This is a genomic window from Hymenobacter sp. 102 (genome assembly GCF_049949205.1).
Classification (GTDB): Bacteria; Bacteroidota; Bacteroidia; order Cytophagales; family Hymenobacteraceae; genus Hymenobacter.
Genome location: NZ_CP188172.1, coordinates 2,925,468 through 2,946,874, shown reverse-complemented (window position 1 = coordinate 2,946,874; position 21,407 = coordinate 2,925,468). Strand labels below are relative to the sequence as shown.

Genomic DNA, 21,407 nt, shown 5'->3' with positions numbered 1-21,407 from the left:
GTTTAAGGGTGTTACTCTCAGTAGCCTGTCTTTCCCTTACAATCCATCTAGTTATTCCGCTATCCGCTATGAAACAAGCAGCCGCACACGAGCTTATGGGCAGAGAGTTGGCCGGAGAGCTAACGCCGGACGAGCACGCGGCGCTGCAGGCCTGGCTGGCTCAGGCCCCCGAACCCAAAAAAGCCGCCTGGGAAGCTACCCAGCTCTACTGGCGTACGCCGGCCCCCACCGTTACTACCCCCTCCGAAACGGCTACGGCCCTGCTTGCGCTGCTGCCCCGGCTGGATGAAGCCGATGCAGCAACTGCCGCGCCGACTACGGCCCGCGTAGTTTCCCTGGCCCCGGCCGCGCCGTGGTGGCGCAGCCGGGTGGCAGCCGCGGTAGCCGGCCTGGGCCTGCTGGCAGGTGGTCTGTATTATGGTGTGTACCCAGCCCTGCGCAACGCGGCCGGCGCTCCGCTGGCCTACGAGGAATACCACACTGCGCCGGGCACAACCGCCAGAGTGGTACTGGCCGACGGCACAATGGTACGGTTGAACGCGGGCAGCCGCCTCTGGTACCCCGGGAAATTCACGGGCCCGCAGCGGGAAGTGTACTTGCAGGGAGAAGCCTTTTTTGAGGTGACCCGCAACCGGCAGCAGCCCTTTGTATTGCACGTAGGCGAGCAGCAGGTGCGGGTATTGGGTACCTCATTCAACGTGCAGGCCTACCCCAACGAGCCCACGATTGAAACGGCCGTAGTTACCGGCCGGGTAGCCTTTATTCGGGCGGCTTCGGGCGCGGCTACCCCGCAGGATACGCTGTACCTTACGCCTGATCAGCGCGCGGTATTTGCCCGGCAAACGGCCACTATGCACCGGGAAGCCACCAACGGCCGCGAAGCCGCCGCCTGGAGCCGGGGCGAGCTGATCTTCCAGCAGACTCCGCTGGATGAAGTAGCCCGTACCCTGGCCCGCCGGTACAACGTGCCCGTGCGGCTGACCAACAACCGGCTGCGTTTCTGCCAGCTTACCGGCCGCTTCCAGAACCAGAGTCTGCGCGAGGTAGTGAGCGTACTTGCCCTGACGGGGGCTTTCGAATATGAGCTGACCCCGAATCAGTTGACGATAACCGGAGCCGGCTGTCGTTGAGTTCGGGAAGGGTTTGGCTCCGCGCTATTCGGCGTATATTGCGTGGTAAAAGCCTTCCCCTCATTCCCTCATTGCCCGTATGAAGTGCCCGCTCCTTTGTGCACAGCGAAATGGGCGAAGTGCTACCGGCCGTCGGTTTGGCTGGCCGGTACTGGCTGGTTTGCTGATGGCCGGACCGGCACTGGCCCAGGCTCCGGCACCCAGCGTTACGCTGCAGGTGCAGCAGCAGCCGTTGCCGGTAGTACTACAGGAGCTGGAGCGGCAAACGCACTACAGCTTTGTGTACAGCAACCTGCAGCTATCCGAGCACTTCATCACGCGGCTTCAGCTTCGTGATGTGCCGCTGGAGCAGGCGTTGCCCCAGCTGCTCGCCCCGCTGGGGCTGGGGTATCGGATACTCGGCCAGCAGATCATCCTGACGCAGGTAGCTCCCACCCCAGGTCGGCCCCGGACATTAGAAGGGCAGGTGCTGGATGCGCAAACGGGAGCCGGGCTGCCGGGAGCCAGCGTGTGGGTACGAGCCACCCAGCGGGGTACGGCCACTACTGCCGAAGGCACGTTTCGGCTGCCGCTTACCTCCGCCGATTCGGTGGTCGTTGTCAGTTCGCTGGGCTATGCCCCGCAGGAAGCGCGGCTCACGCCCGACAATACCCTGAAGATTAGTCTGCAGCCGGATACCCGCCTATTATCGGAAGTGGTGGTAACGGGGCTGGGCCTGACCCAGGAACGCCGTGCCCTGGGGTATGCCGTGCAAACGCTGCCGGGCAGCGAGTTGGTGGTAGCGCGGGAGCTGAACTTTATCAACTCGGTGAGCGGCCGGGTGGCGGGTATGCAGGTGAGCCGAAGCGGCACTGGCCCTACCGGCTCTACCAATGTTATTCTGCGGGGTTATACTTCCCTTACCCGTGACAGCCGGCCGCTGGTAGTAGTGGATGGGGTACCCATTGACAACCGGAGCTTGCTGCAGCCAAGCCGCTTCGGTGGGTTTGACTCCGGCGACGGACTGGCTACCATCAATCCGGAAGATATTGAGTCTGTTTCGGTGCTGAAGGGCGGTAACGCCGCGGCGCTCTACGGCAACCGGGCTTCCAACGGGGCCCTCATCATCACCACCAAGCGGGGCGGGCAGGGCCCGGGCCTGACGGTTAGCTCTACTACGTCCTTCGACCGGGTGCAGCTCCTCACCGATTATCAGAACGAATACGGGCAGGGGCAGCAGGGCCATTTCCTGGCTGACTCCACCGGCCGGATACTGCTGACGGCGGAAGGCTATCCGCAGGTGCAGATGGCGGGGGCCACGGTAGGCAGCTGGGGTCCCCGCATGGAAGGCCAGCTGGTGAAACACTGGAACAACGTGGTGAAGCCCTTTTCACCTCAGCCGGATAACCCCCAGGCGTTTTTCCAGACGGGGTTCACCACCGCCAACTCGGCCGCCCTGCGCATGGGCACCGGGGGCCGGGCCCTGCGGGTGGCTTTTACCGATATGCGCAACCGCAGCACGTACCCGAACAACCTGTTTGTCCGGGATTTTCTGACGGTACGCGGGGCCACGCAGCTCACGGCCCGCCTGATGACGGAGGTAAAAGCGGCCTACGTGTACACCAACGGCTTCAACCGCCCCACGCAGGCGGCCCACCCCGATAACGTAATGACGCAGTTTGCCGTGATGCCCCGCAATGTGGACCTGGCTGACCTGCAGCTTTACCGCAACCCGGCAAACCTGCAGCCCATTATCTGGAACCAGAACCCGCTGTTTTCAGCACCCAACAACAGCCGGCAGAACCCGTATTGGTCGGCGCAGCTGAACACCAACGGCATGGTACAGCACCGGCTCAATGGCTCGGCCCGGGTACGCTACACCTTTACCGATAAGCTGTGGCTGCAGGTACGGGCCGGCACTGACCGGTACACCACCAACCTAGACTATCGGTACGCGAGCTACACCTCCTGGAACACAACCGCCCAGCCGGACCGGGGCGGGCTGGGCACCACCACGATAGTGACCCGGGAAGACAACCTGGACTTTATTCTGAACGGGCAGCAGCCCATAGGCTCCACGTGGCAGCTCACGGGCCAACTGTTTGGCAACCTGCTCCAGCAGCGCAACGAAACGAATGGCATTACCGGCAAAGGCTTCGTGAAGCCGAACGTATTTAAGCTGAGCAACCTGGCAGCAGCCAGCCGGGTGTACGGCTTTTCGCGCACGGAAGTGCAGTCGTTGTATGGCCGGGCGCAGCTGGAGTACCGCAATACCGTGTTTCTGGAGCTGACCGGGCGCAACGACTGGGACTCTACCCTGCCTGCGGGCAACTGGTCGTACTTCTATCCCAGCGCGTCCGGGGCCATCATCTATACCGATTTGCTGGGGTGGCAGTCTGACTGGCTGCGCCAGGGCAAGCTGCGCGCGTCGTGGGCGCAGGTGGGCAAAGGAGCCAACCCCTACGAGCTGACCACCAAGTTCGACATCAATACGTCCGGCATGACGGAAGCCCCGGGCGTAGGCTCCTCCCACCTGGAGCAGCCCTTCGCCAGCCTGCAGGACCAGATTGCTCCGCCCCGCCTGAAACCGCAGATTACCAATACCGCCGAAATTGGCTCTGAGCTGATCTTTGGTCACAACCGGGCTATTCTGGACGTAACGGTGTACCGGACCAATACTTTCAACCAGGTAACGGCCATTCCGGTGGCTCCCACCTCCGGCTTCCGGGCCCAGTTGGTAAATGCCGGCAATATTCGGAACCAGGGTGTAGAATTAACGCTCAGCGCCACGCCTATTCCTTCAACCCGGAAATTCAGCTGGACTACGGCCCTGAACTGGGCCAGCAACCGCTCCTTAGTGCTCCGACTAGGCCCTACCGACGAGACCTATCTGCTAGGTACCGAGTCCAATAGCGTAGCCGTGGTGGCGCGCGTGGGCCACCCTTTCGGCGACTTATACGGGACCCGGCTCCGGCGCACTCCCGATGGCCGCTTGCTGGTGGATACCGACGGCCTGCCGCTGAAGCCCTTGGCTACGCTGGAGCGACTGGGCAATTTTCAGCCCCGCTGGTTTGGCGGCATGTCGCAGGAGGTGCGGTTCCGGCAGCTGCAGTTGCGCGTGCTGGTAGATGCCCGCTGGGGAGGCCAGATTTACTCCGCGTCGCAGCAGCAGGCGTCGGCATTCGGCAACGCCCGCGCCACCCTGGCCGGCCGGGCCGACTGGTATGCTTCGGAAGAAGCCCGTAAGGCCGCCGGCGTCAGTTCCGAAAACTGGCTGCCCACGGGTGGGCTCTTGGTGGAGGGCGCGGTGCAAAACCCGGATGGCAGCTACTCGCCCAGCCGCCGCTACGTGAACCCGCAATCCTACTGGGCCCGGCTAGCCACTATTTCTGAACCCTTCGTGTACGATGCCTCCTTCGTAAAGCTGCGCGAGCTTACGCTCACGTACCAGCTGCCCGATGCCTGGGTAGCCAAAGTCGGGCATCTGCGCAGTGCCAGTCTGGCCTTCACGGCGCGCAACCTCGCGTTTTTGTACCGGGCCACGCAGGGCTTCGATCCGGAGTCGGCTTACAACCTGAGCCTGGCGCAGGGGCTGGAATCGGGTGCGTACCCCAACAGCCGCTCTTTAGGGTATCATCTTACACTGGATTTTTAACCATGACCTTACGCTTTGCTCAGTGGATGGTGCGCGTAACGGGGCTGCTGGCACTTACGGCCTGTACCGACCGGTTTGCGGACATCAACACTGACCCCACCACCACCGCCAGCGCTACCCCCGACCAACTGTTCTCCCGGGCCCTGAAATACGGCACCCTCTACGACAGCGACTTTGAAGTGGGCGAGCATCTGCATGCCAACATGTGGGTGCAATATTTCGCCAACAGCAAGCCCGAGGTAAAGACGGACCGGTACGAAAGTGACGACGCCCAGGCCAGCAAATTCTGGGACCATTTCTATACAGGCTACGGCATGGATCTGCAGCAGGCCATCCAGCTCCTGCGAGACGACCCGACCCAGGTAAACCGGCTGAGCCAGGCCCGCATCTGGCGCGCGTACCTGTTTCAGCGCATGACCGATTATTGGGGGGACATTCCTTATACGCAAGCCTTTGGCGGGGCCAGCGCCGCCAACACGCAGCCCGCCTACGATGCGCAGTCGACCATTTACGCCAGTATGCTGCGCGAGCTGGCCGAAGCCGCGGCCGCCCTCGACAATACCCAGCCCGGCAACTTCGGGCCCGCCGACCTGCTGTACGCCAACCCCGATGCGGCTAACCCCGCCCCGGCACCCGCCCTGGCCAACCTGCGCTGGCAGCACTTTGCCAACTCGCTGCGGCTGCGCATGGCCATGCGTCTGTCGGAGGTTGACCCGGCATTGGCGGCGGCGCAGGTGCGAGCGGCCTTGGCGGGCGGCGTGATGCAAAGCAGCTCCGAGTCGGCGATAATGAGAAATACCGGGGGTAGTATCCGCATCAATCAGAACCCGCTGGCCGTCGTGTTGGGTTTTGATTATAGCCGGGTTAGCGCCACGCTGATTGACTACCTGACGCGCTACCGTGACCCCCGCCTGGCCGTGTTTGCCAAGCCCGTAACCGGCTCTGCCGCTACTTGGCGCGGCCTGCCGAATGGGCTTTCCGTTACCCAGCTCACGCTGCCGCAGTACAACCCCAGCAACTTCAGCGCCGCGGGCCAGCGGTACCAGGCGGCCGATAATAACCAGAATATTCTGACGTACGCAGAGGTATGCTTTCTGCGGGCCGAAGCCTGCTGGCGGGGCTGGGATGCTGCGGGTTCCGCCGAAAGCTGGTACAACGCGGGCATCCGGGAGGCATTGGTGCTGGCAGGCATCACCTCACCGGCCGTTGCCGATACCTATCTGCAGCAACCGGGAGTCCGCTACCAAGCCAGCCAGGCGCAGGAGCAGATTATCACCCAGAAATGGCTGCTCCTCTTCGGGCACAATGGCTTTGAAGCCTTTGCCGAATACCGGCGCACCGGCTTCCCGACGCTACGGGCCGGCCTCAGCCCGGGCGAAACCAACGGCCAGATACCCAGGCGGCTACGCTACCCCACTATTGAACAGCGACTCAACCCGGCTTCTTACCAGCAGGCTGTAAGCCGCCAGGGCCCCGATGCCATGACTACCCCCGTGTGGTGGGATAAATAATTTTTTTGCGAGACGGTTAGGGGTATGGCACGCAATACCGGTCCTATACTCGAAACGGTAGTTATACCTCACCCTATTCCTTAGTCTACGTTACCTTTCCATCGTTAGTATACGCCATAGTACGTGAAGCAAAACGCCTTTCCTGGACGCAGGAAAGGCGTTTTTATTTTGTGCGCAGTGCCAGAGTTGCGCAGGTAGTATCGCGGGCAGCCCGGGCAAAGTCATAGCCTTGCAAAACGGCCTTCTGAAAATACTCACAGGCCTTGTCGGAGTGCTGCTGCTGCGCCACCCGCCCCAGCAGGAAATATACCTGCCCGCTTCGAGGCGCAATGGTCAGCACCTCCCAAAAATCGTTCTGGGCGGCATCAAACTGCTGCTGCTTCAACCACGCCAGTCCGCGCAGGGTGAGCAACCGGGCCTGCAGCTGCGCGGGCTGATGGCGGAGCCCTCGGCTGAACAGCGTAGCCGCCCGCGGAAAATCCTGCCGTTCAAACAGCAGAAACTCGCCCCGTAGCAAATTAGCCCGCACCAGCGTACTATCGTGCTGCAGGGCCTGTTGGTACGCCTGCTGTGCCAGTACGGGCTGCCCTAGTTTAGCCCGGCACTGCCCAACGCGCAGCCAGAGCGTGGCAGCGTGGGCAGTAGCACCGGTGCGCAGGGCGGCCGTATAATCAAGCAATGCGGCGGCGTAATCCCGCTGCGTAAACTGCTCAATCTCGCCCCGGCGGCGGAGTGCCGGCTCGTAATCAGGCTTAAAGTACAGGGCATCGGTAAAGTAGCTGTGCGCTTCTTCGTGCTCAAGAACTGCATACGCGGCCAAGCCCCGCTCGTAGTTTCGCACGCCCGATACGTGGTCCATGGTCACTTTCACCGACAGAATGAACAGCAGAAACCCAAGAGCGGCCGCCGCGGCAACCCAGTAGTCGCGGCGGGTAAAACGAACCTGCTGCTGCGGAATGGGCCGGTAATGCCGCTCGAATGCTCCGGCCGGCGGCCGGGTGCGCAATGGGGCAGGCGGAGGCATGGGCACCCCGTACACCCGCTGGCTGTGCTGCCGGTAGTGCTGCCGCTGCCGTTCCTCGGCCGCCCGGCGGGCCGCAAGCTGCAGCTGATAGTCATACTGCGCCCGGCGGCCCGGGTCGCCCAGCACGTGGTAGGCGGTAGCTACGGCCTTGAACAACTCCTCATACAGCGTGCTGCCCCCGTGCTTATCCGGATGGTACTGCACGGCCAGCCGCTTATACGCCCGCTTGATATCGAGGGCCGATGCCGAGGCCGCAACGCCTAGTACCTGATAATGATTCTGACTCAACGGAAAGTGGGTAGATAGTTAAAAGTACGGCAATTTTCAGACATCGTGAGTCCTTTTCCGTAAGAGGTGGCTACTGCGAAGCCGGCCGGTACCTAACCAGATGACCGACCGGCTTGCAACATTGTTTCCCGCAAATTCTCTCCCTCATGGCCTTATTCTCCACCGAAGACGACACCGCCAAAACGCCCCGCACTGATAACCTGATGGGCAACCTGATGGGGTATCTGGATACGCGCATTGACTTGGTACGGCTGGAAGCGCAGGAAAAAGTTAAGACGGCCTTCGTGGGCACCGTGCACGGTGTTACGCTGGCGCTCATTGGGCTGCTGTTCTTCGTGTTTCTGAATCTGTTTGTAGCCCTGCTGCTCAATGATGTGCTGGATAGCTCGTACTGGGGGTTTGGCATTGTAGCGGGCTTTTATTTGCTGCTACTCATCATTTTTGCGGTGGGCGTTGATAAAAAGCTCTTCCAGAGCCTGGCCGACAAGCTGCTGAGCAACACCATTTACAAATCCGACAAACGCCAAGCCTAACCTACTCATGGCCGATCTGCACAACCCACTGTTCGAAGACGAAAAGGAATTTCTGGAGCGCCAGAAGCTGGAGTACGAGCGTGCTCTGCTGGGCGACGTGGAGGAAATTAAAGCCAAAACCCAAGAAGTAGGCAAGTACGTGGCCATTGGAGCCGGTATTCTGGGCGGGGCTTGGCTGCTGAGCAAAGCCCTGGGGGGCCGCAAGCACAAAAAAGAACTGGCTGCCGCGCACGAGCGGGAGTATAGCCGCCATCTGAAGCCCGCCCCCCGCTCCCGGCGCCCGGCCGTTTCCACCGCTGCCGATACGGCCGTGGCCGATGATCTGGGCTTCGGCTCCGGCATCCACCAGTTTGACCGGGGCCGGACGCACACAACGCCAGCTTCGGAACGGGCTGATATTGCCCCCGACGTGTACCACACGGATGCCGACCCGTTTCAGCCCACCGCCCCGGCGGCTGTGCCCGCCCGGGCTTACCGCCCCGAGCCGCAGCCTCACGCCGGGGAGGCCTCTTCTATTCTGGCGTCGGCTGTCAAGTCGTTCATGCAGTCGGATACCGGCAAGATGCTGGTTGCCCAGGCCTCGGCGGTTTTGATGGCCTTTATTGCCAAGAAGGCCGGCGAATATTTGCCAATGCTCAAAAATCCCGACCTTGCAACGGTAAGTCCGTTCCACGCGGAGCCGGAGACCAAGGATATCGACTTTACTTATCACCACGACGACGCGGATGCGCCTCACCAGTCTGTATGATGCCCTGACAAACCGCCGGATGCGCGGCCAAAAATCGTTGGCCGTCCTGCTCGACCCCGATAATCTGGACGAAGCCGGGTGCCAGCGCATCCTGGAGCTTAGTGAGCAACACGCAGTAGAGTACTTTTTTGTGGGTGGCAGCCTGGTGACGAGTGCGCATCAGGCTGCCCTCATTCGTTTTATCAAGAGCCGCTCGGCAGTGCCGGTACTTTTGTTTCCCAGCCACAGCCTGCACCTTGATGCTCAGGCCGACGGTATTCTGCTGCTGTCCTTGATTTCGGGCCGCAACCCGGATTTCCTGATTGGGCAGCATGTGCTGGCGGCCCCGCTGCTGCGGGCCAGCAGCCTGCAGATTCTGTCTACCGGCTACATGCTGGTAGATACCGGCCGGCAGACTACTGCCAGCTACATCAGCGGCACCACGCCCCTACCCTACGATAAGCCCAGCATTGCCGCCTGCACCGCCATGGCCGGCGAGCAGCTGGGCCTGCGCCTGATGTACCTTGATGGGGGCAGCGGAGCTATGTATCCCGTATCACCGGCCATGATTCAGGCGGTGCGCCAGGCCGTGGATGTTCCGCTGCTAGTGGGTGGCGGCATCAACACAACCGAAAAGGCCCACGCCGCCCTGGCCGCCGGGGCCGATGTCATCGTCATTGGTAACCACATTGAGAAAGACCCGGGTTTCCTGGCCGATATGTCGCGCACGGTGCACCAGTTCAATCAAGAGCACGGATTTTCCCGGATGGAATCGGATGCAGTGGATTGTGCGGATGACTCCATCGGCAATACTACTCCCCGGCTATAACTCCCCAGAGCAGCACACCGATACTACTCTCGCATTTCCTACAAAGACAAGGCCGCCACTCCCGTTGGAGTGGCGGCCTTGTCTTTGTATAGCGACTTACGGAATCCGTGTAATTCGAAAAATCCGTCTGAGTCCGTGATTAGATGTTCATGGCCGATTCGCGGCGGCGCATTTTACCGGCCGGAATACCGAACATCATCTTGAAGCGGCGGCAGAAGTACGCGGTATCCTTGTAGCCCACTTCCTTCCCGATGTCGCGGATGCTCTTCTTGGTGGTACGCAGCAGGAACACGGCGCGCTCCATACGCTGGTACTCAATGTAATCCTGCGGGTTGATGCCGGTGAGCATCTTGAAGTACTGCCCCACGTAATCTTCCGACACGTTGGCCACGCCCGACAGCACCTTGTTCGACAGGTCGCCGCCGATGTTCTCCTTGATGTAGTTGAACAGGTCGATGAGGCGGGGGTCCTTGAAGTAGGTGCTGTTGGTAGCCAGCTGCTCCACGAACATCTTGTTCTTCAGGATGTAGCGCACGATTTCCACCACAATATTCTCGGTGTAAATCGTAATCAGCCGCTCGCGGCCGGGCAACTCCTGCAGGCTCTCCTCCACTACCTTAATCACTAAGTTCGCCAGCTTGGAGTTGCCGGTAATCAGGAAGGCCGGCACATCCAGCGAGGCGAAGAAGTTCACCGAGTCGAACACCTTGGCCTCGAAGCTCACGAACGAGTGGCTTTCCTCGGCGTCGCCAATCAGGTCGAGGTCGGAATTGGAGTGGAAGAACTTGTCCTTATTGGTAATCAGGTCGTCATTGGTAATGCTCTTGCTCGATGACTCGCCGTAGGTCACCTTGGTAGCACGGCCACCGGGAATGAACAGCATTTCGCCTTCCTCCACCGCCTGGTCTTCTTCGCCGAAAGAAATACGGCCCTTATGCAGCAGAATCAGGTTGTTGCCTACATCGTAGGAGTTTTTCACCGTGAAGGGCTGCTGTAGCACCAGGTTTTTCGCTTTGATATAGCGAACCCCCAGCGACTCTATTACTTTATTATAATCTTCCATCTTTAGCGGGCGGTTAGTTTTGGCTCGGTGTGGTCGGGAAATGGTACCCGGCAGTTATGTAATGCAAAATAACATATAAAAATTCACACAAACACAAAACCCAGTCAATAAATGACTGGGTTTTGTGCAATAAGCCTGACTTTTAGGCAATTCAGACCTTACTTCAGAATTTCCCGCGAGATTACAATTTTCTGAATCTCAGAAGTTCCCTCGTAAATCTGGGTGATTTTGGCGTCGCGCATGAGGCGCTCTACGTGGAATTCCTTTACAAACCCATAGCCCCCATGAATCTGCACAGCTTCCACGGCCGTATCCATAGCCGTTTTGGAAGCGAACAGCTTCGCCATAGCGCCCGACTTGGCGTAGTCATGGTGACCGTCCTTATCGTGGGCGGCCTGCAGGCACAACAGACGAGCAGCGTCGATGTTGGTAGCCATATCGGCCAGCTTGAACTGAATGGCCTGGTGCTGCGAAATGGGCACTCCGAAGGCTTTGCGCTCTTTCGAATACTTCAATGACAGCTCGTACGCCCCCGAGGCAATACCCAGCGCCTGCGCGGCAATACCGATACGGCCGCCGGCCAGCACCTGCATAGCGAATTTGAAGCCGAAGCCATCTTCGCCGATGCGGTTTTCCTTGGGTACTTTCACGTCGGTGAACATGAGGGAGTGCGTGTCGGAGCCGCGGATGCCGAGCTTGTTTTCTTTCGGACCAATCACGAAGCCGGGGGTATCCCGCTCCACAATGAGGGCGTTGATACCACGGTGCTTTTTCTCGGGGTCCGTCTGGGCAATTACCAGATACACCGAAGCCGACGAGCCGTTGGTAATCCAGTTTTTGGTGCCGTTGAGCAGGTAATGGTCGCCTTTGTCCTCGGCCGTGGTGCTCTGGCTGGTGGCGTCCGAGCCGGCTTCGGGCTCCGACAAGGCAAAGGCCCCGATGATTTCGCCGGTAGCCAGCTTGGTCAGGTATTTCTGCTTCTGCTCTTCGGTGCCGTATTTCTCCAGGCCCCAGCACACCAGCGAGTTGTTCACTGACATGATAACGGAGCAGGAAGCATCTACTTTGCTGATTTCCTCCATGGCCAGCACGTAGCTCACGGTATCCATACCGCCGCCGCCGTACTCGGGGCTCACCATCATACCCATAAAGCCCAGCTCACCCATTTTCTTGATTTGCTCGGCGGGAAACTTCTGGTGCTCGTCACGTTCAATAACGCCGGCCCACAGTTCATTCTGCGCAAAGTCGCGTGCGGCGGCCTGTACGGCCAGTTGTTCTTCGGTGAGCTGAAAATCCATGCGGTAAATAAGGGGTGGGATGGGAAAATGCGACTGGTTGTGCCGAAGCGTAAATTCGCTGGCGACTCAAAATTAAACTGCAGATTTTGCAGATTATGCAGACGCCACAAGTTTTTTCTGGGAACCGACCCGTATAAGCCCGGAAGCCGGATTTTTGTTTCGGAGCCCTGGCAACAACATTGACCACAGAATAGTGCCGTTTCAGGCCCCGCAGGAACCGTCAGGCCGCTTTTGGAGAATTTCAACACGGCAGATTCGCATACCGTGGTAAAACAACAGCGCCACCCCGGCTACCCAGGGTGGCGCTGTTACTACTGCTGGTGGCGGTTTAGTCGCGGCGGCGGCCCATCAGCAGGGTGACGTAGTAAAAGAGAGTAGCCAACGAGCCCAACGCCGCTACCACGTACGTCATAGCCGCCCACCACAGGGCATCCTTGGCCATAACGTGCTCCTGCGGGGTTACAATGTTGCGCTTGTCCATCCAGGCCAAGGCCCGTTTGGAGGCGTCGAACTCCACTGGCAGCGTTACGAAGCTGAACAGGGTTGTCAGGGAAAAGAAAGCTATACCAATCTTCAGGGGCAGGGCCGTGGTCTGCAGCATGATAACGCCCAAAAACAGCAGAATGGGCATAAACTTCGATACGGCGCTCAGGGCCGGTACCATAGCCGAGCGGAACTGCAGGGCGCTGTAGGCGGTAGCGTGCTGCACGGCGTGGCCGCACTCGTGGGCAGCTACAGCAGCGGCGGCGGCGCTCCGCTCGTTGTACACCGATTCACTCAGGTTTACGGTTTTGTCGGCCGGGTTGTAGTGGTCGGTGAGCTGGCCTTCGGTGCTGATGATGCGCACGTCGGTAATGCCGTGGTCGGCCAGCATCAGCTCGGCAATCTGGCGGCCGCTCAGGCCATTGCGCAGGGCCACTTGGGAATACTGCTCAAACTTGCTGCGCAGGCGCATCTGAATAAGCCAACTGCCCAGCATGGTGAGCAGCACAATGATGTAAGCCGGATTCAGGTGGTACATGACGAAAAAAGAAATTCGGGTGAAAGAAGCGCCCGGCTACTGCCCGCAGCGGCTTCTTTCCGAAAGCTCCGCAGGTCAGGCACCGCGCAACACGCGCTCCACGATGCGGGTGGTGCTGTAGCCGGCTACCAACGGTACGGTAAGTACCTGGCCGCCGTTTTGTAACACCACCTCATGTCCCACAATTCCGCTGATCTGATAATCGTCGCCCTTCACCAGAATGTCGGGCCGCACGGCTTCAATCAGCACCAGTGGGGTTTGCTCACCGAAGAGCACTACGGCATCCACAAACAAAAGAGAGGCCAACACCCGCGCCCGTGACACTTCGTCCTGCAGAGGCCGGCCGGGCTTGAGGCAGCTGACGGACGCATCGGTGTTGAGGCCCACTACCAGCCGGTCGCCCAGGTGCCGGGCTTTTTCGAGGTAGTCCACGTGGCCCAAGTGCAGCAAGTCAAAGCAGCCGTTGGTAAACACCACTTTCTCACCGGCGGCCTGCCAGCCGGCCACCACGGGCAGCAAGGCTTCCCGGCTCAGTATTTTGTCTTTGGTCCACTGCATAGCGGCTTGTCAGCTTAAAGGAAATAATACGGCCCGGCTGTTGCGCAACCGGGCCGCTAAGGTACAGTACCCTACCAGGTTCAGGCCGCTACCGTCGGCGGCACCACCTTCCGGCCTGATTTCAACATACTGGCCACGAAGCTGATGCCGCCCATCAGCACCACCAGCAGCGTCTGGGAGCCGTGCACGACCAGCGCGTAGGCAATACCGGCCTCCTTGCTGATACCATAGGCGAGCAAAACGCTCTGCACCATCAGGTGGAACGGCCCGATACCACCGGCCACGGGGGCCGCCATACCAAAAGCCCCGAAGGTGAGTACCGCCAAGCCGGCCCGCATACCCAGGTCGTAGGTAGCCGGGAAGGCGAAGAAGGCCAGGTAATCCATCAGGTAGTATACCAGCCAGGTAAAGAAGGTGTGGAACAGAAACGTGGCTTTCCGCTCCATCTTGATAACGCTGAATACCCCCGCCAGCAGCCCCTTCACAAATCCCACGGCCTTGTTGAACAGCGCATTCTGGCGCAGCCGCTCCAGGTTGCGGAATACGGCGTAGGCCAGCGTCAGGAGCAGTACCACGGCAATACCCAGCGCCAGCAGTAAGGGAGTGCGGTTGCGGGCCAGGGCATCATAGCGGCCGGCCAGCACCTTATCCATCACAAACGCCCAAAAGGTGTTAAAATCCAGCAACAAGGTAGTTCCCAGCAAACCCAGCAGCACCAGCACGTCAATTACCCGCTCGGTTACTACCGTACCCAACGCCACCTGCACCGGCACGCCGCTGGTACGGCGCAGCACCGAGCACCGAATTACCTCGCCCATGCGCGGCAGCACCAAGTTAGCCAGGTAGCCCACCATCATGGCGTGGTACACGTCCCAGTAGCGGGGTCGGTGGCCGGTGGGGTCAATCTGCATTTTCCAGCGGTAGGCCCGGCTGAAATAGCCCAGGGCCGATAAGCCCAGCGTGAGCACCAGCCAGGTATAATTGGCCTCGCGCACGTACTGCCCAATGCGGCTCAGGTCCTGGCCCTGCAGCGCGTAGCGCATCAGCAGCACCGACACAGCCAGCAGCAGGATGTATTTAACAATATTGAGCAGTTGCTTCATAGGAAATCAGAGGACCAGCCATGCCCTGTATGCAGAAAAATGGCTGGCTATTCCGGGAGCAGAACAGCCAGCCATTCGCAACGAGTTGCGGCCGGGACGTTAGGCTACGCGGTTGTGCTGATCGGGGAAGATAACGGTAGGTTTGTGGGCTTTGGCCTCCGCGAAATCAATGAGGGCGTAGGAAATGATGATGATGATGTCGCCCACGGCCACGCGCCGGGCGGCGGGCCCGTTCAGGCAAATCATGCCCGAGCCCCGCTCCCCTTTGATAGTGTAGGTTTCGAAACGCTCCCCGTTATTGATATTTACAATGGTTACTTTCTCGTTTTCCACCATGTTGGCCGCGTCCAGCAGGTCCTCATCAATGGTGATGCTGCCCACGTAGTGCAGCTCCGCCTGAGTAACTTTCACGCGGTGAATCTTCGACTTCAGTACCTCGATGTGCATGACCTAAAAGAAGCGGGTGGTTTTTGGCCCGCAAAGATACGAACTGAGAATGGGTGGATGGTTGCCCGGCAGAATATGCCCGCCACCTAACTACACTGCGCATTCAGCGCCTTCTTCCTACGCTATACCACTACGTTATCAATCAGCCGCACACCACTCAGGTGCGCGGCCAGACATACCACTACCGGACGTTCGGCCTGCCACTCCGTCAGGGGTTGCAGCGTATCGGCGTCTGCCACGGCCACATATTCCAGCGTAATGGCTGGCTCGGCCTGCAGGTAGGCTGCCACCGCCGCCTGCACCGCGGCCGGACTTTGGGTGCGCGCCTGCACCAGTTCAGCAGCCCGTTGCAGCCCCTGATACAGCCGGGGCGCTACGGCCCGGGCCTCCGCCGATAACCGCCGGTTTCGGGACGACATGGCTAAGCCATCGGCCTCGCGTACCGTCGGAAACGCTACAAGTTCCAGATCGAACGATAAGTCGCGCACTAACTGGCGCACAATGGCGACCTGCTGAAAATCCTTCTGCCCAAAATACGCCCGGTGCGGGCGGGCCAGGTGAAACAGCTTGCTTACTACCGTGGCTACCCCGTTGAAATGCCCCGGTCGGTGCTCTCCTTCCATCACCCGCTCCAGCGGTCCGAAATCGAACCGGAGCACGGCGGGCTGTGGGTACATCTCCTCCACCGCGGGCAAAAACAGGGCTGTGCAACCGGCCGGGACCAGCAATGCCGCATCCGCTTCGGGCAGGCGCGGATACAGCCGGAAATCGTCGGGGTTGTTGAACTGAGTGGGATTGACAAAAATGCTGGCAATGACTACCGCACACTCCTGGGCCGCAGCCCGCACCAATTGCAGGTGGCCTTCATGCAGCGCCCCCATCGTAGGCACCAGGCCCACTCGTTTTCCTTGGCGCCGGGCATTTTCCGAATAGGCTTGCAACGCCGCGGCGGTATTCAGTATCTCCATAGAGTAAAAACAGCCCTCCGGCGAGTCACCAGCTGGCTATGATTGAAATTTCCCTCAAAAATGTTTAATTTTGTGCATCCCAAAGTGTTGCCCTTCCTCAATCACCCCAACTGACTCTCTATGTCTAAGTTGAGAATACTCTATGCTGCCACGGAAATCAACCCGTTTTTGCAGACCACCAAGGTAGCAGAGTTTTTGCGGCGCCTGCCGCAGGGAATGCAGGAAATGGGGATGGAAATCCGCATTTTTGTACCCCGATTCGGCATTATTAACGAGCGTAAGAACCGCCTGCATGAAGTAGTGCGTCTGTCGGGAATCAATATTGCGGTGGGCGAGGATGAGAAGCCGCTCATCATCAAGGTGGCCTCCATTCCGAATGCGAAGCTGCAAGTTTACTTCATTGATAACGAAGATTACTTCCACCGCAAATCCGTGCTGGTTGACAAAAATGATAAGTTCCACTCGGATAACGACGAGCGGGCAATCTTTTTCTGCAAAGGCGTGCTGGAAACGGTAAAGAAGCTGGGCTGGTCGCCGGATATTGTGCATTGCAACGACTGGATGACCGGGCTGATTCCGATGTACCTGAAGACGACCTACAAGAAGGACCCGATTTTCAAGGATGCCAAGTCAGTATTCACCATCTATAACAATGAATTCGACTTCAAATTTGAGGGCGACATTGTAGAGAAGGCCAAGATGCTGGACATTGAGGATGATATGCTGGCCTCGCTGAAAACGGCTGATTTTGGTGGGTTCATCAAAGTAGGCATGGAGTACGCCGACGCCGTGGTGAAATCAGACGAGGACTTCAGTGAGAACCTGAATACTTTGTTCACGGAGTATTCGGCCAATAAACAAATTGAGCAGGTAGCCGCCGACGACAACCTGCTGACTTCTTATTACGCTCTTTATAATGAATTGGCCAACTAGCGCCAGCCGACTTGCTTCGGTTTCTTTTGCTGCGATGTGCCTGCTGGCTCTGGCCACTGGCTGTGAGGAGGCAAATGATCTGGGTCTGGAACTGCCCGGCACCTCCCCCATCTCCGCTACTTACCTTGACCTGCCGGTAACATCTTCCACCGTTCGTCAGCAGCCGGTTGAAACGGTCCGGGCCAATCAGATTCTGGTAGGCCGCCTCCGCGACTCGTTTGTGGGAACAACCACGGCCAGCGGCTTCAGCAACATTACGGTGGTGGCCAGCGGTGATACAATACCCGCTACCTTCTCGGCGCACCGGTTGGACTCAACGGTCATTTCCTTACCGTTCAGCACGGTGTATGGCTCAGCCACTCAGCCCCTGCGCTTGGACCTAAAGACGCTGCAGCAGCCGCTCGACGAACGGGTAACTTATAATTCGGCGTCATCAGTGGCAACGGGAAATTCCCTGCTGACGAACTTTGAGGCGCCGTTAAACAAAACCAGGCTACTCAAGCAGCGGGTGGGCTCCGGCAACGGGGCCGACACCACTACTACCGTTGTTACTACCACCACTCCTGACCAAGTGGTTCGCATCCGGATGCAGCGCTACCCGAGTACTGCTTCGCTGGCCACCGCTGTTTTTGCGGAGTTGAAAAACGGTACACCTACTCAGAGTAAGTTGAATGCTCTATGGGCCGGCATTTCGTTGCAGCCTTCGGCCGGGCATGAGGCGAATATTGCTGCTTTTAGCGCCAATGCGGCGGCAGCCATCACCTTCTACTACACGGCTACCAGCGCCAAAGGAGCGGTTAGGTCCCACTTCTATCGTTTGCCGCTGGCCTTCGGCCTGTCGTCTGTTCCTGGCAAATATTTTACCCAGCTTACTACCGATCTGGCGGGCAGTCCCTTGGCTGCGCTGACCTCCGCCCAAAGTGCAATTCCAGCAGCCAGTACCAGCGGTTTAACTTACGTTCAGGAGGGCACCGGCCTGGGTACCCGCATCGAGTTCCAGGGGCTGGATGATCTGCGCAATAACACCTCCCTCGTTATCAATCGGGCGGAGCTGATATTTCCTGTGAAGCAGTACAGCAACGGGCTATTCCCCTACCCTAATAACCTGTACCTATACGAGGTGAACTCCGCAAATGAGGTGCTTACCCGTACCGTTGGTGGCACTACCTACGAGCGGCTCGTGCCGGGCGAGGGAGTGAATCCAGTAACAAAAACGGAGCTCCTGACCCCTGTTTCAGTTGGTCCGGGCACTCAGGCCACGGTATATATACCTGCCGGACAGTCGCCGGTGCAGTACTACACGGTTGCCATTACGGAATATCTGCAGGCGTACCTGCAGAACCGATTAAACGGTGAGTTACCAACAGGCTTGATTCTATCTCCTATTCTGCGCTCCGATTTTAATCTGAGACTGAACCGGGCCCAGCTTGATGCTAACAACATCAAGTTGCGCGTGTATTACTCGAAACTGCGCTAACCAACGCTTTCTGTCAAAATTGCCTGGTAATAAGGGCGGCACGGCTTTTGCCGCTGCCGCCCGATTTTTCTTCTTTCCGAATTTTCTGCTCTGTCATAAATAAACTGCTATGTGCGGGATTGTCGCTTACATTGGGCACCGTGAGGCTTGCCCCATCATCATCAAAGGCTTGCGCCGCTTGGAATACCGTGGCTATGATTCGGCGGGCGTGGCCCTGCTGAACGGGCAGCTTACGGTTTACAAGAAAAAAGGCAAAGTAGCCGACCTTGAAGCTTTCATTGGTGAGCAGGATACGCACGCCCATATTGGCATGGGCCACACCCGCTGGGCTACCCACGGCGAGCCGAACGACGTAAACGCCCACCCGCACTACTCCACTTCGGAGCGCATTGCCATCATTCATAATGGCATCATTGAGAACTATGCGGCACTGAAGCAGCACTTGCAGCAGCAGGGCCACGTATTCCACTCCGATACTGACACGGAGGTTTTCGTGAACCTGATTGAGGAAATCCAGAAGCAAAACAACTGCTCCCTGGAAGAGGCCGTGCGCCTGGCTTTGCACGAAGTAGTAGGCGCCTACGCCATTGTGGTGCTCAGCAAGGACAACCCCGGCCAGCTGATTGCCGCCCGCAAAGGGTCCCCACTGGTTATCGGCGTGGGAGAAGGCGAATTTTTCCTGGCTTCCGACGCCACGCCCATCATTGAGTACACCAACGAAGTGGTGTATGTGAACGACTACGAGCTGGCCGTTATCAAGGATGGCAAGATGGAAATCCGCTCCCGCGAAGACGTGGTGCAGACGCCCTACATCCAGAAGCTGGAACTGGAGCTGGACCGCATCGAGAAAGGTGGCTACGAGCACTTCATGCTGAAGGAGATTTTCGAGCAGCCCCGCTCAATCCTCGACTCCATGCGCGGCCGTTTGGAGTTGGAAGCCGGCCACCTGAATATGGGCGGTGTGCGCGCTTATGAACGAAAGTTTGTGAATGCTGACCGTATTCTGATTGTAGCCTGCGGTACCAGCTGGCACGCTGGCCTGGTGGCCGAGTACCTGCTGGAAGACCTGGCCCGCATCCCGGTGGAAGTAGAGTACGCCTCGGAGTTCCGCTACCGCAACCCCGTTATCACGGAGCGCGACATCGTAATTGCCATTTCACAGTCGGGGGAAACTGCCGATACGCTGGCGGCCATTGAGCTGGCTAAGAGCCGGGGTGCTACCATCTTCGGTATCTGCAACGTGGTGGGCAGCAGCATTGCCCGCGCCACCGATGCGGGTGCGTACACCCACGCTGGTCCCGAAATTGGGGTGGCTTCGACCAAAGCCTTCACGGCTCAGGTAACGGTACTTACGCTGCTGGCCATGATTGTGGGTCACAAGCGCGGCACTCTGACCGATACCCGCCTGCGCGAGCTGATGGTGGAGCTGGACAATATTCCCGGCAAAGTAGAGAAAGCTCTCCAGCTGAATGACCAGATTGAGCAGATCTCGGAGACGTTCAAGGACGTTACCAACTTCCTGTACCTGGGTCGGGGCTACAACTTTCCGGTGGCTCTGGAAGGCGCATTGAAGCTGAAAGAAATCAGCTACATCCACGCAGAGGGCTACCCCGCCGCCGAGATGAAGCACGGCCCCATTGCCCTCATCGACGAGAACATGCCCGTGGTAGTAATTGCGACCAAAGACAGTTCGTATGAAAAAGTGGTGAGCAATATTCAGGAAGTGAAAGCTCGCAAAGGCCGCATTATTGCCGTGGTAACGGAAGGCGACGACGTGATTCCGCAGATGGCGGAATTTACCATTGAGGTACCGGCTACCAGTGAGGTGCTGATGCCGCTGGTATCAGTGGTGCCGCTGCAGTTGCTGAGCTACCACATTGCCGTACTGCGCGGCTGCAACGTGGATCAGCCCCGCAACCTAGCCAAATCGGTAACGGTGGAGTAACCTGCTTCGTTACCAGGTCAATACCAGCCGCCACTCCGGATTCCGGGGTGGCGGCTGTTTTTTGGGCCGCATCTGTTCCGGTTTCCCCTTACTTTGCGTTTCTTCTTTCTCCACTCTTACTTGCCCTGCTTCATGGCCCATACCATCATTTTCTCGCCCCAGGCTCCTGCTCCCATCGGCCCGTACAGCCAGGCTATTCAGGCCGGCAACACCGTGTACGTATCGGGCCAGATTGCCCTTGATGCCAACGGCCAGCTGGTGGGCGAAGGCGACGTAGCCCAGCAGACTCACCAAGTGATGCGCAATCTGCAGGCCGTGCTGGATGCGGCCGGTCTGACGCTGCGCAACGCGGTGAAGTGCAGCATTTTTGTAAAAGACTTAGGCAATTTCAGTCTCATCAACGAAATCTACGGTAACTACTTTGAGGCGGACTATGCTCCTGCCCGCGAAACGGTGGAAGTAAGCCGATTACCCAAAGATGTGCTGGTAGAAATATCCTGTATTGCTGTGCAATAGCGGGGAAATAGCGTGGTGGGGAAATAGTGAAGGAGTGATTCTGGTGTTGGGGTTGCACCGCACGCGCGAATTGCGCAGATTGTGCGTCTGGAATCTATTGAACGTTGAATTCGCTAGTACATACATTCACTACTTCATAACCTTACCACTATGCGCGAGTTGGGTATTTTTTTGTTTTTCGCCGGGCTGATTGCTATTCTGGCGCCCTATCTGCTACCATCAAATTTCCGGTTTCCGCTGCTGGACTGGATGAACAACTGGGGTGCCACGGTGGCCTGGGCTATCAAGGGCGGCATCACGCTGCTAGGCCTAGTATTGTGGCTGAGTGCCCGCCGACAGGCCGCCTGATGTAGCTTCTTACACTCTGCAAAAACGCCACGCAGCTACCTGCTGCGTGGCGTT

The 21,407-nt window shown here is 58.7% G+C and carries 19 protein-coding genes; 11 read left to right on the top strand and 8 right to left on the bottom strand.

Annotated elements, in window-relative coordinates:
* Positions 1-68 precede the first annotated feature (68 nt).
* The 3 genes from ACN19L_RS12590 (at position 69) to ACN19L_RS12580 (ending at position 6,275) form a co-directional block, all read left to right on the top strand.
* Complete coding sequence (locus ACN19L_RS12590) at positions 69-1,130, top strand: FecR family protein (RefSeq protein ID WP_426489852.1); 1,062 nt, start codon at positions 69-71, stop codon at positions 1,128-1,130.
* Positions 1,131-1,296: 166 nt separating this feature from the next.
* Complete coding sequence (locus ACN19L_RS12585) at positions 1,297-4,764, top strand: SusC/RagA family TonB-linked outer membrane protein (protein ID WP_426489851.1); 3,468 nt, start codon at positions 1,297-1,299, stop codon at positions 4,762-4,764.
* A 2-nt stretch (positions 4,765-4,766) separates the two neighbouring features.
* Complete coding sequence (locus ACN19L_RS12580) at positions 4,767-6,275, top strand: SusD/RagB family nutrient-binding outer membrane lipoprotein (protein WP_426489850.1); 1,509 nt, start codon at positions 4,767-4,769, stop codon at positions 6,273-6,275.
* Positions 6,276-6,438: 163 nt separating this feature from the next.
* Here the strand turns inward: ACN19L_RS12580 and ACN19L_RS12575 are convergent, their stop codons facing one another.
* Positions 6,439-7,587, bottom strand: coding sequence for a DnaJ domain-containing protein (locus tag ACN19L_RS12575; RefSeq protein WP_426489849.1), 1,149 nt, complete (start codon positions 7,585-7,587; stop codon positions 6,439-6,441).
* 146 nt (positions 7,588-7,733) lie between these two features.
* On the opposite strand from ACN19L_RS12575, the gene ACN19L_RS12570 reads away from it, so the two are divergent.
* The 3 genes from ACN19L_RS12570 to ACN19L_RS12560 are packed head-to-tail and all read left to right on the top strand — an operon-like array spanning position 7,734 to position 9,676.
* Complete coding sequence (locus ACN19L_RS12570) at positions 7,734-8,120, top strand: phage holin family protein (protein WP_426489848.1); 387 nt, start codon at positions 7,734-7,736, stop codon at positions 8,118-8,120.
* A gap of 7 nt (positions 8,121-8,127) precedes the next feature.
* Positions 8,128-8,868 carry a hypothetical protein gene (locus ACN19L_RS12565; RefSeq protein WP_426489847.1) on the top strand — a complete coding sequence of 247 codons (741 nt, stop codon included), beginning with the start codon at positions 8,128-8,130 and terminating at the stop codon, positions 8,866-8,868.
* A complete protein-coding gene (locus ACN19L_RS12560) occupies positions 8,846-9,676 on the top strand; it encodes a geranylgeranylglyceryl/heptaprenylglyceryl phosphate synthase (RefSeq protein WP_426489846.1) in 831 nt (276 codons plus the stop codon). The genes ACN19L_RS12565 and ACN19L_RS12560 overlap by 23 nt, the downstream gene beginning before the upstream one ends.
* A gap of 139 nt (positions 9,677-9,815) precedes the next feature.
* On the opposite strand, the gene ACN19L_RS12555 is transcribed toward ACN19L_RS12560, so the two are convergent.
* From ACN19L_RS12555 to panC, 7 genes are all read right to left on the bottom strand, one after another.
* Positions 9,816-10,739, bottom strand: a complete 924-nt coding sequence (locus tag ACN19L_RS12555) for a helix-turn-helix domain-containing protein (protein WP_226271505.1) — start codon at positions 10,737-10,739, stop codon at positions 9,816-9,818.
* Between the two features lie 158 nt (positions 10,740-10,897).
* Positions 10,898-12,037 (bottom strand): acyl-CoA dehydrogenase, encoded by a 1,140-nt coding sequence (locus ACN19L_RS12550; protein ID WP_426489845.1) that lies wholly within the window; start codon positions 12,035-12,037, stop codon positions 10,898-10,900.
* Positions 12,038-12,365: 328 nt separating this feature from the next.
* Positions 12,366-13,058 (bottom strand): zinc metallopeptidase, encoded by a 693-nt coding sequence (locus ACN19L_RS12545; protein WP_426489844.1) that lies wholly within the window; start codon positions 13,056-13,058, stop codon positions 12,366-12,368.
* Positions 13,059-13,133: 75 nt separating this feature from the next.
* Complete coding sequence (gene rfaE2, locus ACN19L_RS12540; RefSeq protein WP_426489843.1) at positions 13,134-13,616, bottom strand: D-glycero-beta-D-manno-heptose 1-phosphate adenylyltransferase; 483 nt, start codon at positions 13,614-13,616, stop codon at positions 13,134-13,136.
* 80 nt (positions 13,617-13,696) lie between these two features.
* Entirely contained in the window at positions 13,697-14,719 is a 1,023-nt protein-coding gene (locus tag ACN19L_RS12535) for a lysylphosphatidylglycerol synthase transmembrane domain-containing protein (RefSeq protein WP_426489842.1), read from the bottom strand.
* 99 nt (positions 14,720-14,818) lie between these two features.
* Entirely contained in the window at positions 14,819-15,166 is a 348-nt protein-coding gene (panD, locus tag ACN19L_RS12530) for an aspartate 1-decarboxylase (protein ID WP_125426649.1), read from the bottom strand.
* A 122-nt stretch (positions 15,167-15,288) separates the two neighbouring features.
* Entirely contained in the window at positions 15,289-16,134 is an 846-nt protein-coding gene (panC, locus tag ACN19L_RS12525) for a pantoate--beta-alanine ligase (protein WP_426489841.1), read from the bottom strand.
* A gap of 120 nt (positions 16,135-16,254) precedes the next feature.
* Between panC and ACN19L_RS12520 the strand changes: the two genes are divergently transcribed.
* From ACN19L_RS12520 to ACN19L_RS12500, 5 genes are all read left to right on the top strand, one after another.
* Positions 16,255-17,067 (top strand): glycogen/starch synthase, encoded by an 813-nt coding sequence (locus ACN19L_RS12520; RefSeq protein WP_426489840.1) that lies wholly within the window; start codon positions 16,255-16,257, stop codon positions 17,065-17,067.
* Positions 17,068-17,101: 34 nt separating this feature from the next.
* Entirely contained in the window at positions 17,102-18,544 is a 1,443-nt protein-coding gene (locus ACN19L_RS12515) for a DUF4270 family protein (RefSeq protein ID WP_426489839.1), read from the top strand.
* 109 nt (positions 18,545-18,653) lie between these two features.
* Positions 18,654-20,489, top strand: coding sequence for a glutamine--fructose-6-phosphate transaminase (isomerizing) (gene glmS, locus ACN19L_RS12510; RefSeq protein WP_426489838.1), 1,836 nt, complete (start codon positions 18,654-18,656; stop codon positions 20,487-20,489).
* 132 nt (positions 20,490-20,621) lie between these two features.
* Positions 20,622-21,005: a RidA family protein gene (locus ACN19L_RS12505; protein ID WP_426489837.1), complete on the top strand. Its 384-nt coding sequence runs from the start codon at positions 20,622-20,624 to the stop codon at positions 21,003-21,005.
* A 150-nt stretch (positions 21,006-21,155) separates the two neighbouring features.
* Positions 21,156-21,353 carry a hypothetical protein gene (locus ACN19L_RS12500; RefSeq protein WP_426489836.1) on the top strand — a complete coding sequence of 66 codons (198 nt, stop codon included), beginning with the start codon at positions 21,156-21,158 and terminating at the stop codon, positions 21,351-21,353.
* Positions 21,354-21,407 lie beyond the last annotated feature (54 nt).

Coding starts and splice junctions, on each gene's coding strand:
- ACN19L_RS12550 (WP_426489845.1), bottom strand. CDS start 12,037: ATGGATTTTCAGCTCACCGAAGAACAACTGGCCGTACAGGCCGCCGCA.
- ACN19L_RS12565 (WP_426489847.1), top strand. CDS start 8,128: ATGGCCGATCTGCACAACCCACTGTTCGAAGACGAAAAGGAATTTCTG.
- ACN19L_RS12570 (WP_426489848.1), top strand. CDS start 7,734: ATGGCCTTATTCTCCACCGAAGACGACACCGCCAAAACGCCCCGCACT.
- ACN19L_RS12545 (WP_426489844.1), bottom strand. CDS start 13,058: ATGTACCACCTGAATCCGGCTTACATCATTGTGCTGCTCACCATGCTG.
- ACN19L_RS12580 (WP_426489850.1), top strand. CDS start 4,767: ATGACCTTACGCTTTGCTCAGTGGATGGTGCGCGTAACGGGGCTGCTG.
- ACN19L_RS12520 (WP_426489840.1), top strand. CDS start 16,255: ATGTCTAAGTTGAGAATACTCTATGCTGCCACGGAAATCAACCCGTTT.
- ACN19L_RS12560 (WP_426489846.1), top strand. CDS start 8,846: ATGCGCCTCACCAGTCTGTATGATGCCCTGACAAACCGCCGGATGCGC.
- ACN19L_RS12500 (WP_426489836.1), top strand. CDS start 21,156: ATGCGCGAGTTGGGTATTTTTTTGTTTTTCGCCGGGCTGATTGCTATT.
- ACN19L_RS12585 (WP_426489851.1), top strand. CDS start 1,297: ATGGCCGGACCGGCACTGGCCCAGGCTCCGGCACCCAGCGTTACGCTG.
- ACN19L_RS12515 (WP_426489839.1), top strand. CDS start 17,102: ATGTGCCTGCTGGCTCTGGCCACTGGCTGTGAGGAGGCAAATGATCTG.
- panC (WP_426489841.1), bottom strand. CDS start 16,134: ATGGAGATACTGAATACCGCCGCGGCGTTGCAAGCCTATTCGGAAAAT.
- rfaE2 (WP_426489843.1), bottom strand. CDS start 13,616: ATGCAGTGGACCAAAGACAAAATACTGAGCCGGGAAGCCTTGCTGCCC.
- ACN19L_RS12590 (WP_426489852.1), top strand. CDS start 69: ATGAAACAAGCAGCCGCACACGAGCTTATGGGCAGAGAGTTGGCCGGA.
- glmS (WP_426489838.1), top strand. CDS start 18,654: ATGTGCGGGATTGTCGCTTACATTGGGCACCGTGAGGCTTGCCCCATC.
- ACN19L_RS12505 (WP_426489837.1), top strand. CDS start 20,622: ATGGCCCATACCATCATTTTCTCGCCCCAGGCTCCTGCTCCCATCGGC.
- panD (WP_125426649.1), bottom strand. CDS start 15,166: ATGCACATCGAGGTACTGAAGTCGAAGATTCACCGCGTGAAAGTTACT.
- ACN19L_RS12555 (WP_226271505.1), bottom strand. CDS start 10,739: ATGGAAGATTATAATAAAGTAATAGAGTCGCTGGGGGTTCGCTATATC.
- ACN19L_RS12535 (WP_426489842.1), bottom strand. CDS start 14,719: ATGAAGCAACTGCTCAATATTGTTAAATACATCCTGCTGCTGGCTGTG.